Origin of the sequence: Pseudomonas sp. HMSC076A11 (genome assembly GCF_001810205.1) — a bacterium.
In the GTDB taxonomy this organism is placed as follows: Bacteria; Pseudomonadota; Gammaproteobacteria; order Pseudomonadales; family Pseudomonadaceae; genus Pseudomonas; species Pseudomonas aeruginosa.
Genome location: NZ_KV800303.1, coordinates 115,694 through 130,802, shown reverse-complemented (window position 1 = coordinate 130,802; position 15,109 = coordinate 115,694). Strand labels below are relative to the sequence as shown.

Sequence of the window (15,109 nt, the reverse complement as noted above, 5' to 3'; positions counted from 1 at the left end):
CCGCCCCGTTTTCCCGCTGCCGCTTGCATCGTGTCCGAAACCTTCCCGTTCCTCACTGGCGACGCCCTGTCGCAGCGCTTCCTCGCGCTGGACGCGTTCCTCCTCGAACACCAGCGGCTCTGGCGACCCCGCCCGTTCAGCGAACCGACCCTGGCGTGGGAAGCCGAACACACCGAGCTGGCGTCCTGGCTGCGCGGGCGCAGCCTCGAACAGGCCGACGCGGAGCACAACCAGCCCACCCGCCTGGCCGCGCCCGCGCCTTATCCGCAGCTCGCCGCCCAAGCCGCGGCGCTGGGCGCGGTCGGCGAACTGCCATTGGCGGAACGCCCGCAGGCACCGAACCGCTTCAACGTCGACGTACCGGGACGCAAGTGGCAGCAGATCGGCCTGTTCGCCGGGCGCCTGCAGTTCGCCCGGCCGGTCGTCCACTGGCTCGACTGGTGCTCCGGCAAGGGCCATCTGGGCCGCCTGCTGGCCCATGCGGGGCAACCGCTGACCTGCCTCGAACACGATCCCGCGCTGGTCGCCGACGGACAGCGCCTGAGCGACCGCCTGGGGCTCTCCGCCCACCACCTCCGCCAGGATGTGCTGGCCGCGGACTGCGCCGAGCGCCTGCTTCCCGGGCATACGCCAGTGGCCCTGCACGCTTGCGGCGAACTGCACCTGCGCCTGCTGCGCCTGGCCAGCCAGGCCGGCTGTCGCCAACTGGCGGTGGCGCCATGCTGCTACAACCGCATTCCGGGGCCTTTCTACCAGCCACTCTCGCAAACAGCAGGCCGATCGCTGCTCGCGCTATCGCTTGACGACCTGCGCCTGCCCCTGAGCGAGACAGTCACCGCCAGCCAACGGGTCCGTCGCCAGCGCGACCAGTCGATGGCCCGGCGCCTGGGTTTCGACCTGCTGCAGCGCGAGCTACGCGGAATCGACCAGTACCTCAGCGTGCCTTCCCTTCCGGTGGCCTGGCTGGAACGTCCATACGCCGACTACTGTCGCGAACTCGCCGCCCTCAAGGGACTTCCCGAACCGGCCGCGCGCGACTGGCAGGCGCTGGAAGCGGCCGGCTGGAAGCGCCTGGCGATGGTTCGCAACCTGGAACTGGTGCGCGCCCTGTTCCGCCGCCCGCTGGAACTCTGGCTGCTGCTGGACCGCTGCCTGTATCTGGTCGAACAGGGCTATAGCATCCGCCTGGGCGAGTTCTGTCCGACCTCCCTGTCTCCGCGAAACCTGCTGATCCTTGCGGAGCGCAGCTGATACGGGTGTTCCGGATGGTTGCCCACACAACCTGTGGATAAGTCTGGTGACAAGTTCTGGGAAACATCTGCCGAGGGGCCCGTATCCAGGGGCGGTCAATGCTGTTCAAAAAATGAACAGAAAAAATAAAATCCATATAAAACAATATCTTGATAACAACCGAGATAACCGCAGCGATTCTTAGAGCGTTTCCTTCCTATCCCTTGCCCACTTGTGCATAAGCCTGGCTTTCCGGTTAATCCGAAAGTGGACTTCAGCACCGACAATAGTTGCAAAACGGCATCGCATGACGTTCGAAGGAACGGATTGTTCTTTTATTGCAACGGTTGAGCTCTTGTTAATCGCTGCCTAGGCAGTATTATTTTGAAACACTTTCCCTGCCTAGACAGCGATCCCCTCCACCATGGGTCACTACAGCGCCTCCGACTTTCCCTTCAAGGGCTCCATTGGCCAGCTCATCGGCGTCAGTGCCGCGACCAAGGACCGCATCCTCGAGAAGCACCTCGCCGCGCTGGACATAACCGCCGCCCAGTTCAAGGTGCTGATCTTCGTCGGTCTCAACCGTGCCAACAGTCCGGTCGAACTGTGTCGCGAGCTGTCGGTGGACAGCGGCTCGATGACTCGCATGCTGACGCGCCTGGAGAAAAAAGGGCTGCTGCTGCGCGGCCGCTGTCCCGAAGACCGCCGTTGCCTGCGCCTGGATCTCAGCGAAGCGGGACGGAAGGTCCAGGAGCAGCTTCCGCTGATCGCCTCGGCGGCGATGAACGAGCTGGTCGCCTGCCTGAGCACGGAAGAATTGCAGACGCTGACCCATCTGCTGACCAAGGTTCTGCTACACGCCGGCTGCCCGCGGGCCAGCCTGCAGGAGTCCTGATCCATGCCCTTCCCTCCTCTCCATCCCTGGCCGCAGCGATTGGCGCTGGCCTCGGCGATACTGCTGGCCGCCGGCTGCGTCACTTCCGAAGGCCTGGAACCGAACGCCCGCCCGCAACCGGCAGGCGCCCTCCAGGCGGGGAGGAGCCTGGAAGGCGTAGCCCTTTCGCCAGCGGCCTGGCCGCGCCAGGACTGGTGGACCGGGCTCGGCGACCGGCAGCTCGACCAACTGATCGGCGAAGCCCTGCAAGGCACCCCCGACCTGCAGATCGCCGAGGCGCGTGCGCGCCAGGCGGCGGCAACGGCCCAGGCGCAAGATGCCGCGCGCCAGCCGACGCTGGACGCCAAGGCCAGCTACTCCGGCATCCGCGCGCCGACCAGCGTGGCCCCGGCACCGCTCGGCGGCCGCTATTCGGCGATCAAGTACCTGTCGCTCGGCTTCAACTACGACTTCGACCTCTGGGGCGGCGAGCGCGCCGCCTGGGAAGCCGCCCTCGGCCAGGCCAATGCCGCGCGGATCGACAGCCAGGCCGCGCGCATCGGCCTCTCGGCAAGCATCGCCCGCGCCTACAGCGACCTCGCCCACGCCTTTACCGTGCGCGATCTCGCCGAGGAAGAACTGAAGCGCTCGCAGCGCATGACCGAGCTGAGCCAGAAGCGCATGAGCGCCGGGCTCGACAGCAAGGTCCAGCTGCAACAGACGCAGACCCAGCTGGCTACTGCCCGCCAGCAGCTCAGCGCCGCCGAGCAGGACATCGCCAGCGCCCGCATCGCCCTCGCCGTGCTGCTGGGCAAGGGGCCCGATCGCGGTCTCGAACTGCAGCGCCCGCAACCGCTGAACCCGGCCAGCCTGAGCCTGCCCTCGGTGCTCCCGGCGGAACTGCTCGGCCGCCGCGCCGACATCGTTGCCGCGCGCTGGCGGGTCGAGGCGGCGCGCCGCAACATCGACTCGGCGAAGACCGAGTTCTATCCCAACCTCAATCTCGGCGCGATGGCCGGCCTCGCCGCCCTGCACACCAGCGACGTGTTGCAGGCGCCGAGCCGCTTCTTCCAGGTGGCGCCGGCGATCTCCCTGCCGATCTTCGACGGTGGCCGCCGCCGCGCCAACCTGGCCGAACGCGACGCCGACTACGACCTGGCCGTCGGCCAGTACAACAAGACGCTGGTCCAGGCCCTCGGCGAGGTCAGCGATAACCTCGGCAAGTTGCGCTCCCTGGAACAGCAGGTGATCGACCAGCGCCAGGCCCGCGATATCGCCAGGTCCAACTTCGACCTGGCCATGCGTCGCTACGGCGAAGGCGTCGGCAGCTACCTCGACGCCCTCAGCGTGCAACAGCAACTGCTGGTCACCGAACGCCAGCTGGCCAGCCTGGAGAGCCAGCAGATCGATCTTTCCGTCCAGCTGGTCCAGGCCCTGGGCGGCGGTTTCCAACCCGATTCCCGCTCCGCTGCGCTCGCTACCGCGAAAGCGCCGGCAGAATGAACGAGGCACCCACCATGACTACCGCCAACAGCGAAACCCCCGCCGGCAACCCGAAGCGCAAGCGCTGGTTGCTGATCCTGCTCGCCGTGATCGTTCTCGCCACCCTGGCCAGCGTGGCCTGGGAGTTCTTCTACGGCCGCTGGCACGAGGACACCGACGACGCCTACATCAACGGCAACGTGGTACAGATCACCCCGCAGATCGTCGGCACCGTGGTCAGCATCGGCGCCGACGACGGCGACCTGGTGCGCAAGGGCCAGGAACTGGTCAGGTTCGATCCCAGCGACGCCGACATCGCCCTCCAACGCGCCGAGGCCAACCTGGCCCACACCGTGCGCCAGGTGCGCGGGCTGTTCAGCAACGTCGACGGCTATCGCGCCGAGGTCGCCACCCGCAAGGTCGCGCTGGCCAAGGCCGAGGCCGACTACAAGCGGCGCAAGAACCTCGCCGACGACGGCGCCATTTCCCAGGAGGAACTAGCCCACGCCCGCGACGCCCTGGACAGCGCGAAAGCCTCGCTGACCAGCTCGGAACAGCAGTTGAACACCAATCGCGCGCTGGTCGACGACACCCAGATCACCTCCCATCCGGACGTCAAGGCCGCCGCCGCGCAACTGCGCCAGGCCTACCTGGACGACGCCCGCTCGACCATCGTCGCGCCGGTCACCGGCTACGTCGCCAAGCGCAGCGTACAGGTCGGCCAGCGCGTGCAACCGGGCACTGCGCTGATGGCCGTGGTCCCGCTGGACCAGATCTGGCTCGACGCCAACTTCAAGGAAACCCAGCTCAAGCACATGCGTATCGGCCAGCCGGTGGAAATCCGCTCCGACCTCTACGGCAGCGACGTGCGCTACAGCGGCACCGTCGACAGCCTCGGCGTGGGCACCGGCAGCGCGTTCTCCCTGCTGCCGGCGCAGAACGCCACCGGCAACTGGATCAAGATCGTCCAGCGGGTGCCGGTGCGCATCCATATCGATCCGCAAGAATTGCAGAAGCATCCGCTGCGCATCGGCCTGTCGATGGACGTCAAGGTCGACCTGCACGACCAGAGCGGCCCGGCCCTGGCCCAGCAGCCACCGCGCGAAGCGCTGTTCTCCACCGATGTCTACCAGCAGCAACTGGCCTCGGCCGACAAGCTGATCGAACGCCTGATCGAAGCCAACCTCGCCGAAGACCACGGCAAGACCGCCCAGCGTTGAGCCCGCCAGATGAGCGAAAGCAGCAGCTTCTCCCCGCCCAGCCTGGTGATGGCGACCATCGGCCTGTCCCTGGCGACTTTCATGCAGGTGCTCGACACCACCATCGCCAACGTCGCCCTGCCGACCATCTCCGGTAACCTCGGGGTGAGTTCGGAACAGGGCACCTGGGTGATCACCTCGTTCGCCGTGAGCAACGCCATCGCCCTGCCGCTGACCGGCTGGCTGGCCCGGCGGGTCGGCGAGGTGCGCCTGTTCATCGCCGCCGCGCTGCTGTTCGTACTCGCCTCGTTCCTCTGCGGCATCGCCCAGTCGATGCCTTCTCTGGTCGGCTTCCGCGCCTTGCAGGGCTTCGTCGCCGGGCCGCTGTATCCGATCACCCAGACCCTGCTGATCTCCATCTACCCACCGGCGAAGCGCGGCATGGCCCTGGCCCTGCTGGCGATGGTCACGGTGGTGGCGCCGATCGCCGGGCCGATCCTCGGCGGCTGGATCACCGACGACTACAGCTGGCCGTGGATCTTCTTCATCAACGTGCCGGTCGGCCTGTTCGCCGCCTTCGTCGTCTACCAGCAACTGAAGGCACGCCCGGTGGTGATCAAGAAGGCGCCGATGGACTACGTCGGCCTGATCGCCCTGGTGATCGGCGTCGGCGCCCTGCAGATCGTCCTCGACAAGGGCAACGACCTGGACTGGTTCGAGTCGAACTTCATCGTCGGCGGCGCGCTGATCGCGGCGATCGCCCTGGCCTTCTTCATCATCTGGGAATTCACCGACCGCCATCCGATCGTCAACCTGCGCCTGTTCGCCCACCGCAACTTCGCCGCCGGCACCCTGGCGCTGGTGCTGGGCTATGCCGCGTTCTTCGGCATCAACCTGCTGCTCCCGCAATGGCTACAGACCCAGATGGGCTACACCGCCACCTGGGCCGGGCTGGCCGCCGCGCCAATCGGCATCCTCCCGGTGTTCCTCTCGCCGCTGGTCGGCCGCTACGCCAACCATTTCGACCTGCGCATGCTCGCCGGCCTGTCGTTCCTGGCGATGGCCATCACCTGCTTCATGCGCGCCAACTTCACCACCGAGGTCGACTACCAGCACATCGCCATCGTGCAGTTGATCATGGGGCTCGGCGTGGCGTTCTTCTTCATGCCGATCCTGAGCATCCTGCTCTCCGACCTGCCCCCCGACCAGATCGCCGACGGCTCCGGCCTGGCCACCTTCCTGCGCACCCTCGGCGGCAGCTTCGCCGCCTCGCTGACCACCTGGATCTGGAACCGCCGCGCCACGCAACACCACGCCTACCTCAGCGAAAACATCAGCCTCTACGACCCGGCCACCCACGAAACCCTCGCCCAGCTCGGCGGCAACACCCAGGCGAACGCGGCGCTGCTCGACCGGATGGTGCAGAGCCAGGCCTACATGATGTCCACCATCGACTACTTCACCATGCTCGGCTGGCTGTTCCTCGCCCTGCTGGTGATCATCTGGCTGGCCCGCCCGCCGTTCGGCGCCAAGCCCGGCGCGGCCGCCTCCGGGCACTGAGGACGAACGGCATTCGGGCAGGAAAATCAGTGGTTTACTCCTGGCGGCGGCTGGCTATAATGTCGCCCTCTTCGCCGGTATAGCTCAGCTGGTAGAGCAACTGACTTGTAATCAGTAGGTCCCGGGTTCGACTCCTGGTGCCGGCACCATGAATCCCGAAAAGCCCCGCCTCGCGCGGGGCTTTTTGTTTTATCCTGCTTCCTTTCTACCCAGTGATGGCACTTCGAATAGAATGCCGGGTCAGATGCACCTACCAGATCTGGGGTTGGCAGGATCGCCATTTTTCCCGTACTAATCGTCGTCTTCACGATCGATTGGTACACCTTGGCGGGACGTGTCGAAGCAGCCCTACGGACAACCACTGCTTGAACAAGGTATGACTCATGACGATTCTCGTGACCGGCAGCGCCGGCTTCATCGGCGCCAATTTCGTGCTCGACTGGCTGGCCCTGCATGACGAGCCGGTGGTCAGCCTCGACAAGCTCACCTACGCCGGCAACCGGCAGAACCTCGCCAGCCTCGACGGCGACGCCCGGCACACCTTCGTCGCCGGCGATATCGGCGATAGCCAGCTGGTAGCCCGCCTGCTCGCCGAGCACCAGCCGCGGGCGATCCTCAACTTCGCCGCGGAATCCCATGTGGACCGCTCGATCCACGGCCCCGAGGACTTCATCCAGACCAACATCGTCGGCACCTTCCGCCTGCTGGAAGAAGTGCGCGCCTACTGGGGCGCGCTGGAGCCGGAAGCGAAGGCGGCATTCCGCTTCCTCCACGTCTCCACCGACGAAGTCTATGGCTCGCTGGCACCGAGCGATCCGGCCTTCACCGAGAACAACCGCTACGAGCCGAACAGTCCCTACTCGGCGTCCAAGGCGGCCTCCGACCACCTGGTGCGGGCCTATCACCACACCTATGGGCTGCCGGTGCTGACCACCAACTGCTCGAACAACTACGGCCCCTACCACTTCCCGGAAAAGCTCATCCCACTGGTGATCCACAACGCCCTGGCCGGCAAGCCGCTGCCGATCTACGGCGACGGCCAGCAGATCCGCGACTGGCTCTACGTCAAGGACCATTGCAGCGCCATCCGCCGGGTCCTCGAAGCCGGGCAACTGGGCGAGACCTACAATGTCGGCGGCTGGAACGAAAAGGCCAACCTCGACGTGGTCGAGACCCTCTGCGCCATCCTCGACCAGGAGCAGCCGCGCGCCGACGGCCGCAGCTATCGCGAGCAGATCACCTTCGTCAAGGATCGTCCGGGCCATGATCGCCGCTACGCCATCGATGCCACGCGCCTGGAGCGCGAGCTGGGCTGGAAGCCGGCGGAAACCTTCGAGACCGGCATCCGCAAGACCGTGCGCTGGTACCTGGACAACCAGGACTGGGTGGCCAACGTAACCAGCGGTGCCTACCGCGAGTGGGTGGGTAAGCAGTACGCATGAACCGGATCCTTCTCCTCGGCGCCAACGGCCAGGTCGGCTGGGAGCTGCAGCGCGCCCTGGCGCCGCTGGGCGAACTGCTGGTCTGTGACCGCCGGCGCGCCGATCTCGCCGACCCCGAAGGCCTGGCGCGACTGGTTCGCGCCGAGCGGCCGCAGTTCATCGTCAACGCCGGTGCCTACACCGCGGTGGACAAGGCCGAGAGCGATGCCGACAACGCCCGCCTGATCAATGCCCGCGCCGTCGCGGTACTGGCCGAGGAGGCCGCGGGCTGCGGCGCCTGGCTGGTGCATTACTCCACGGACTACGTGTTCGACGGCGCGGGCAGCACGCCTTTCGCCGAGGACGCGCCGACCGGCCCGCTGAGCGTCTACGGGCAGACCAAGCTGGAAGGCGAGCAGGCCATCCGCGCCAGCGGCTGCCGCCACCTGATCTTCCGCACCAGCTGGGTCTACGCCGCGCGCGGCGGAAACTTCGCCAAGACCATGCTGCGCCTGGCCGGGCAACGCGACGAACTCAAGGTCGTGGCCGACCAGTTCGGAGCGCCCACCAGCGCCGAGCTGATCGCCGACGTCACCGCCCAGGCCCTGCAGCGCCTGCGCTGGGATGTCGAGCTGGCAGCACGGGCCAGCGGCACCTACCACCTGGTCGCCAGCGGCGAGACGTCCTGGCACCTCTATGCGCGCTTCGTCATCGAACAGGCGCTGGAGCGGGGCTGGGAGTTGCAGGCGACGCCGCAGCGGGTCCTGCCGATCGCCACCGAGGACTACCCGGTGCCGGCGAAGCGTCCGGCCAATTCGCGCCTCGACAACCACAAGCTGCAACAGGTCTTCGGCCTGGTACTGCCCGACTGGCGCTACCATGCCGGACGCATGATCCAGGAACTGAGCGAGCAGGGACCACTATGAAACGCAAGGGCATCATCCTCGCCGGAGGCTCGGGCACCCGCCTGCACCCGGCAACGCTGGCCATCTCCAAGCAGTTGCTGCCGGTGTACGACAAGCCGATGATCTACTACCCGCTCAGTACCCTGATGCTGGCGGGCATCCGCGAGATACTGATCATCTCGACCCCACAGGACACCCCACGCTTCCAGCAGTTGCTGGGCGACGGTTCGAACTGGGGCCTGGACCTGCAATATGCCGTGCAACCGTCGCCGGACGGCCTGGCCCAGGCCTTCCTGATCGGCGAGTCGTTCATCGGCAACGACCTCAGCGCGCTGGTCCTGGGCGACAACCTCTATTACGGCCACGACTTCCACGAGTTGCTCGGCAGCGCTTCGCAGCGCCAGACCGGCGCCAGCGTCTTCGCCTACCACGTGCTGGACCCGGAGCGCTACGGCGTGGTCGAGTTCGACCAGGGCGGCAAGGCCATCAGCCTGGAAGAGAAGCCACTGAAGCCGAAGTCGAACTACGCGGTCACCGGCCTGTATTTCTACGACCAGCAGGTGGTGGACATCGCCAGGGACCTGAAGCCTTCGCCGCGCGGCGAGCTGGAGATCACCGACGTCAACCGCGCCTACCTGGAGCGCGGCCAGCTCAGCGTGGAGATCATGGGCCGCGGCTACGCCTGGCTGGATACCGGCACCCACGATTCGCTGCTCGAGGCCGGCCAGTTCATCGCCACCCTGGAGAACCGCCAGGGTCTCAAGGTGGCCTGCCCGGAAGAGATCACCTACCGGCAGAAGTGGATCGACGCCGCGCAACTGGAAAAACTCGCCGCGCCGCTGGCCAAGAACGGCTACGGCCAATACCTCAAGCGCCTGCTGACTGGAACCGTGTACTGATGAAAGCGACCCGCCTGGCAATCCCCGACGTCATCCTCTTCGAACCCCGGGTGTTCGGCGACGATCGCGGATTCTTCTTCGAAAGCTACAACCAGCGCGCCTTCGAGGAGGCCTGCGGTCATCCGGTCAGCTTCGTCCAGGACAACCATTCGCGTTCCGCCCGTGGCGTCCTCCGCGGCCTGCACTACCAGATCCGGCAAGCCCAGGGAAAACTGGTGCGCGCCACCCTCGGCGAGGTATTCGACGTGGCCGTCGACCTGCGTCGCGGCTCGCCGACCTTCGGCCACTGGGTAGGCGAACGCCTGAGCGCGGAGAACAAGCGCCAGATGTGGATTCCGGCCGGCTTCGCGCACGGCTTCGTGGTGCTCAGCGAATACGCCGAGTTCCTCTACAAGACCACCGACTTCTGGGCACCGGAACACGAACGCTGCATCGTCTGGAACGATCCCGAGCTGAAGATCGACTGGCCGCTGCAGGATGCCCCCCTGCTTTCGGAGAAGGACCGCCAGGGCAAGGCATTCGCCGACGCCGACTGCTTCCCCTGAACGGCAGGGAGCGACCGGACTCGGCGCAAGGCGTGATAATTTAGGGCATCCCGTCCGGGATGCCCCGGATACTCGCAGCCACGGCAGGTTGTTCGTCTTGAAAGCCTATTTCCATCGCTGGCGCTCGCTGGTCATCCTCGCCCTGCTTCTCGCGCCGCTGCTCTGGCCCCTGCAATATTTCGCCGAGCGCTACTACAGCGAGCAGTTGGCCGAGCAGAACCGCCAGACGCTCGACCTCTACGTCGCCAACCTGCTCGGCACGCTGCGCCGCTACGAAGAACTGCCGCAGATCCTCGGCGGCCTGCCGGTGCTGCGCCAGGCCCTGCAACAACCTGGCGACCCGCTGCTGCAGAAGATCGCCAACGAGGCGCTGGCCGACATCCGCCGACGCACCGGCGCCGACGTGATCTACCTGCTGCAACCGGACGGCACCACCCAGGTCGCCTCCAACTGGGCCCAGGCGGACAGTTTCGTCCACCGCAACTTCGCCTTCCGCCCCTATTATCGCGAGGCCATGCAGGGCCGCCTGGCGCGCTTCTTCGGCCTGGGAACCACCTCGATCAAGCGCGGCTACTACTTCGCCAGTGCGGTGAAGGAAGGCTCGCGGATCATCGGCGTGCTGGTGGTGAAGGTCGATCTCGAACACATCGAACGGCTCTGGGGCAATTCCCCGGAGCAACTGCTGGTGATAGACAACTACGGCGTGGTGATCCTCTCCTCGCGCGAGGATTGGCGCTTCCATGCCAGTCGGCCGCTGAGCGCGGCGGAGCGCGACGAGATCCACGCCAACATCCCCTACCCGGTGCAGGACCCGAAGCCCCTGCGCCTGCAACAGAGCGCCTGGCTCAGCCAGAGCCGGACGCTGCCGGAAACCGGCTGGACGGTAAGCATCTACGCCCCCCGCACCCTCATCGAGCGGCCGGTGCGCAGCGTCCTGCTGATCGGCGGCGCGACCCTGCTCGCCCTGCTCCTGCTGCTTACCCTGCTGACCCTCAGCCGCCGTCACTACCTGGACCGCATCGCTCTCGAGGCCGAGGCCAAGCGCCAGTTGGAAGAGCGCGTACTGGAACGCACCCGCGAGCTGGAGAACGCCAACGCGCAGTTGCAGCAGGAAGTCCACGAACGCGAGCAGGCCCAGCGCGAGCTGATGCGCGCCCAGGACGAAGTGGTCCAGGCCGGCAAGCTCACGGCCCTCGGCACCATGTCGGCGAGCATCAGCCACGAACTCAACCAGCCGCTGGCGGCGATCCGCAGCTACGCCGACAACGCCCGGGTGCTGCTCGACCACCAGCGCACCGAGGACGCCCGCGGCAATCTCGAGCAGATCAGCGACCTCACCACCCGCATGGCCTCGATCATCGCCCACCTCAAGGCCTATGCCCGCGGTGCGCGCCGGGCGCCGGAGAACGTGCAGCTGCAGCCGGCGATCGAGGACGCCCTGTCGATGCTCGCCAGTCGGCGGCGGGCGATGAACGTCGAACTGCTGCGCGACGTGCCGGACGCCCCACTGTGGGTCCAGGCCGGCGAGACCCGCTTGCGGCAGATCCTCGGCAACCTGCTCACCAATGCCCTCGACGCGCTCGCCGAGAAAGCTCCGCCGCGGCGCCTGTGGGTGATCGCCAGCCAGGACCAGCACGGCGTGATCCTGACCCTGCGCGACAACGGCCCGGGGTTTTCCGAGGACGCCCTGGCCCACGCCCACGAACCCTTCTTCACCACCAAGACCACCGCCAAAGGGCTCGGCCTCGGCCTGGCCATCTGCGATAACCTATTGCGCGCCCTCGGCGGCCGCCTGGAAATGGGCAACCATCTCGAAGGCGGCGCCGTGGTGCGCCTGCACTTGCTGCCGGGAGTTCCCGGCGTCGCCGCCATGCCCCAGGAGGAAACCCGCGCATGAGTCCCTTCGCGCCATTCGATGCCCAGACCCAGGTCCTGCTGATCGACGACGATCCGCACCTGCGCCAGGCCCTGCGCCAGACGCTCGACCTCGCCGGGCTCAAGGTCGCGACCCTGGACGACGCGCGCCAGTTGGATACCGCGCAGTGCAAGGACTGGCCCGGGGTGGTGGTCAGCGACATCCGCATGCCCGGCATCGATGGCATGGAACTGCTCCGCCAATTGCACGAACAGGACGCCGACCTGCCGGTGATCCTGATCACCGGCCACGGCGACGTGCCGCTGGCGGTCCAGGCCATGCGCGGCGGCGCCTACGACTTCCTGGAAAAGCCCTTTCCCAGCGACGCCCTGCTCGACAGCGTGCGCCGCGCCCTGGAGGTGCGCCGGCTGGTCCTGGAGAACCGCACCCTGCGCCTGGCCCTGGCCGAACGCCACGAACTGCATGGGCGCCTGATCGGACGCTCGGCCGGCATGCAGCGCCTGCGCGAGCAGGTCGGCTCGCTGGCGGCGATCCAGGCCGACGTGCTGGTCCTTGGCGAAACCGGCGCCGGCAAGGAGGTGGTCGCGCGGGCCCTGCATGACCTGTCGAGCAGACGCGACGGACCGTTCGTCGCGATCAACGCCGGCGCCCTCGCCGAATCGGTGGTGGAAAGCGAACTGTTCGGTCACGAGGCCGGCGCCTTCACCGGCGCGCAGAAGCGCCGCATCGGCAAGTTCGAGTACGCCAATGGCGGCACCCTGTTCCTCGACGAGATCGAGAGCATGAGCCTGGACGTGCAGGTCAAGCTGTTGCGCCTGCTGCAGGAACGGGTAGTCGAGCGGCTCGGCTCCAACCAGTTGATCCCGCTGGATATCCGCATCATCGCGGCAACCAAGGAAGACCTGCGCCAGGCCGCCGACCAGGGCCGCTTCCGCGCCGACCTCTATTACCGCCTCAACGTCGCCAGCCTGCGCATTCCACCGCTGCGCGAGCGCGGCGAAGACATCCCGCTGCTGTTCCGCCATTTCGCCGAAGCCGGCGCCATGCGTCATGGCCTGACGCCACGCGAACTGGACGCCGGCCAGTCGGCGCGGCTGCTGGCCTACGACTGGCCGGGCAACGTGCGCGAATTGCAGAACGCCGCCGAGCGCTTCGCCCTGGGTCTCGGCCTGAGCCTGGACGACGGAGTCCTGCCCGACGCCGCCGACGAGCCGCACAACCTCAGCGCCAAGGTCGAGGCCTTCGAGCGCTCGCTGATCGCTGCCGAACTGGAACGCCCGCACAATTCGCTGCGCAGCGTCGCCGAGGCCCTCGGTATCCCGCGCAAGACCCTGCACGACAAGCTGCGCAAGCACGGCCTGCCGTTCAACACGCCTGGCGAAAATCCGCCAGATGATGGCGAATGAATGGCGGATTACCGCCAACCGTTCGCCATCCGCGCCCGCAGCATCTCCCCTGCGTACCCTTGCCCGACTGGCACAGGGCTTGCTCACGGCTTCCCGAGCGTTCCAACAAGCAGAAGACCAGGCGCTTTTCCGATTCACGCAGCATCTGCCGCTGCGCTGCCTAGACTTCCCTTGTTCGGCCACGCCGAGAGGACACCCGTCCTCTTCATAAAAGACAGACAAGAACAAAGAGGAAGTCTCATGCTCAAGCACACCGCGAAGGCGCTCGTCTGCGCACTTTCCCTGACCGTCGCCGGAATCGTCCAGGCAGCCGACCCGATCGTCATCAAGTTCTCCCACGTCGTCGCCGAGCACACGCCCAAGGGCCAGGGTGCGCTGCTGTTCAAGAAACTGGTGGAGGAACGCCTGCCGGGCAAGGTCAAGGTGGAGGTCTACCCGAACTCGTCGCTGTTCGGCGACGGCAAGGAGATGGAAGCCCTGCTGCTGGGCGACGTGCAGATCATCGCGCCGTCGCTGGCCAAGTTCGAGCAGTACACCAAGAAATTGCAGATCTTCGACCTGCCGTTCCTGTTCGACAACATCCAGGCGGTCGACCGCTTCCAGCAGAGCCCGCAGGGCAAGGAGCTGCTGACCTCGATGCAGGACAAGGGCATCACTGGCCTCGGCTACTGGCACAACGGGATGAAGCAGTTGTCCGCCAACAAGCCCCTGCGCGAGCCGAAGGACGCCCGCGGCCTGAAGTTCCGCGTGCAGGCCTCCAAGGTGCTCGAGGAACAGTTCAAGGCGGTGCGCGCCAACCCGCGCAAGATGAGCTTCGCCGAGGTCTATCAGGGCCTGCAGACCGGCGTGGTCAACGGTACCGAGAACCCCTGGTCGAACATCTACTCGCAGAAGATGCACGAAGTGCAGAAGTACATCACCGAGTCCGACCACGGCGTGCTGGACTACATGGTGATCACCAACACCAAGTTCTGGAACGGCCTGCCGGAAGACGTGCGCGGCGTGCTGGCCAAGACCATGGACGAGGTCACCGTGGAGGTGAACAAGCAGGCCGAGGCGCTCAACCAGGGCGACAAGCAGCGCATCGTCGAGGCCAAGACCAGCGAGATCATCGAACTCACTCCCGAACAGCGGGCCGAATGGCGCAAGGCCATGCAGCCGGTGTGGAAGAAGTTCGAAGGCGAGATCGGCGCCGACCTGATCAAGGCCGCCGAAGCCGCCAACCAGGCCCAATAAGAAGAAGAGGGAAAGCCCATGCACGCGCTCGCGCGCGTCTGGGCGCGCCTGGAGGAAGGCCTGATCGCCTTCCTCCTCGCCGCCATGACGCTGGTTACCTTCGTTTATGTAGTCCTCAATAACCTCTATACGCTGCTCTACGATCTCGCCGATCTCTGGGAGGGCGGCAACGAGACGCTGCTCGCCATCGGCGATGGGGTCCTCACCCTGGCCCAGGAGATGACCTGGAGCAACGCCCTGACCAAGGCCCTGTTCGCCTGGCTGATCTTCCTCGGCATCGCCTACGGCGTACGCACCGCCGGGCACCTCGGCGTGGACGTGCTGGTGAAGCTGGCCTCGCGACCGGTACAGCGAGTGCTCGGCGTGATCGCCTGCCTGGCCTGCCTCGGCTACGCCGGCCTGCTCTGCGTGGCCAGCTACGACTGGGTGAAGACCCTGTTCATCGCCGGCATCGGCGCCGAGGACCTCGACCACTT

12 protein-coding genes, 1 tRNA gene and 1 pseudogene are annotated in these 15,109 nt (G+C 66.5%); all 14 read left to right on the top strand.

The window, feature by feature from the left end; genetic code table 11:
- Positions 1-30: 30 nt before the first annotated feature.
- Positions 31-1,251, top strand: coding sequence for a methyltransferase (locus HMPREF2716_RS14315; protein WP_023103582.1), 1,221 nt, complete (start codon positions 31-33; stop codon positions 1,249-1,251).
- Between the two features lie 403 nt (positions 1,252-1,654).
- On the top strand, positions 1,655-2,125 hold the full coding sequence (locus tag HMPREF2716_RS14310; protein WP_003105547.1) for a MarR family winged helix-turn-helix transcriptional regulator: 471 nt from the start codon (positions 1,655-1,657) through the stop codon (positions 2,123-2,125).
- Positions 2,126-2,128: 3 nt separating this feature from the next.
- Positions 2,129-3,607, top strand: coding sequence for an efflux transporter outer membrane subunit (locus HMPREF2716_RS14305; protein ID WP_070621934.1), 1,479 nt, complete (start codon positions 2,129-2,131; stop codon positions 3,605-3,607).
- 14 nt (positions 3,608-3,621) lie between these two features.
- Positions 3,622-4,806 (top strand): HlyD/EmrA/EmrK family protein, encoded by a 1,185-nt coding sequence (locus HMPREF2716_RS14300; protein ID WP_033863034.1) that lies wholly within the window; start codon positions 3,622-3,624, stop codon positions 4,804-4,806.
- A gap of 9 nt (positions 4,807-4,815) precedes the next feature.
- Positions 4,816-6,345: a DHA2 family efflux MFS transporter permease subunit gene (locus HMPREF2716_RS14295; RefSeq protein WP_003096173.1), complete on the top strand. Its 1,530-nt coding sequence runs from the start codon at positions 4,816-4,818 to the stop codon at positions 6,343-6,345.
- Between the two features lie 73 nt (positions 6,346-6,418).
- Positions 6,419-6,494, top strand: a tRNA-Thr gene (locus HMPREF2716_RS14290).
- A 234-nt stretch (positions 6,495-6,728) separates the two neighbouring features.
- On the top strand, positions 6,729-7,787 hold the full coding sequence (rfbB, locus tag HMPREF2716_RS14285) for a dTDP-glucose 4,6-dehydratase (RefSeq protein WP_003096179.1): 1,059 nt from the start codon (positions 6,729-6,731) through the stop codon (positions 7,785-7,787).
- On the top strand, positions 7,784-8,692 hold the full coding sequence (gene rfbD, locus HMPREF2716_RS14280) for a dTDP-4-dehydrorhamnose reductase (protein WP_023518177.1): 909 nt from the start codon (positions 7,784-7,786) through the stop codon (positions 8,690-8,692). The genes rfbB and rfbD overlap by 4 nt, the downstream gene beginning before the upstream one ends.
- The gene (rfbA, locus tag HMPREF2716_RS14275; RefSeq protein ID WP_070621933.1) at positions 8,689-9,570 is read left to right on the top strand and encodes a glucose-1-phosphate thymidylyltransferase RfbA; all 882 of its coding nucleotides are present in this window, start codon (positions 8,689-8,691) and stop codon (positions 9,568-9,570) included. Before rfbD ends, rfbA begins: the two co-directional genes overlap by 4 nt.
- Positions 9,570-10,115, top strand: coding sequence for a dTDP-4-dehydrorhamnose 3,5-epimerase (gene rfbC, locus HMPREF2716_RS14270; RefSeq protein ID WP_003105520.1), 546 nt, complete (start codon positions 9,570-9,572; stop codon positions 10,113-10,115). The genes rfbA and rfbC overlap by 1 nt, the downstream gene beginning before the upstream one ends.
- A 59-nt stretch (positions 10,116-10,174) precedes the next feature.
- Positions 10,175-12,012 (top strand): annotated as a pseudogene (dctB, locus tag HMPREF2716_RS14265) (two-component system sensor histidine kinase DctB).
- A complete protein-coding gene (dctD, locus tag HMPREF2716_RS14260; RefSeq protein WP_003096187.1) occupies positions 12,009-13,397 on the top strand; it encodes a two-component system response regulator DctD in 1,389 nt (462 codons plus the stop codon). Before dctB ends, dctD begins: the two are co-directional and overlap by 4 nt.
- Positions 13,398-13,637: 240 nt before the next feature.
- Positions 13,638-14,633, top strand: a complete 996-nt coding sequence (gene dctP, locus HMPREF2716_RS14255) for a C4-dicarboxylate TRAP substrate-binding protein DctP (protein WP_003105525.1) — start codon at positions 13,638-13,640, stop codon at positions 14,631-14,633.
- Positions 14,634-14,651: 18 nt separating this feature from the next.
- Positions 14,652-15,109: C4-dicarboxylate TRAP transporter small permease protein DctQ (gene dctQ, locus HMPREF2716_RS14250; protein ID WP_070621932.1), on the top strand; the 458-nt coding region annotated here is incomplete at its 3' end.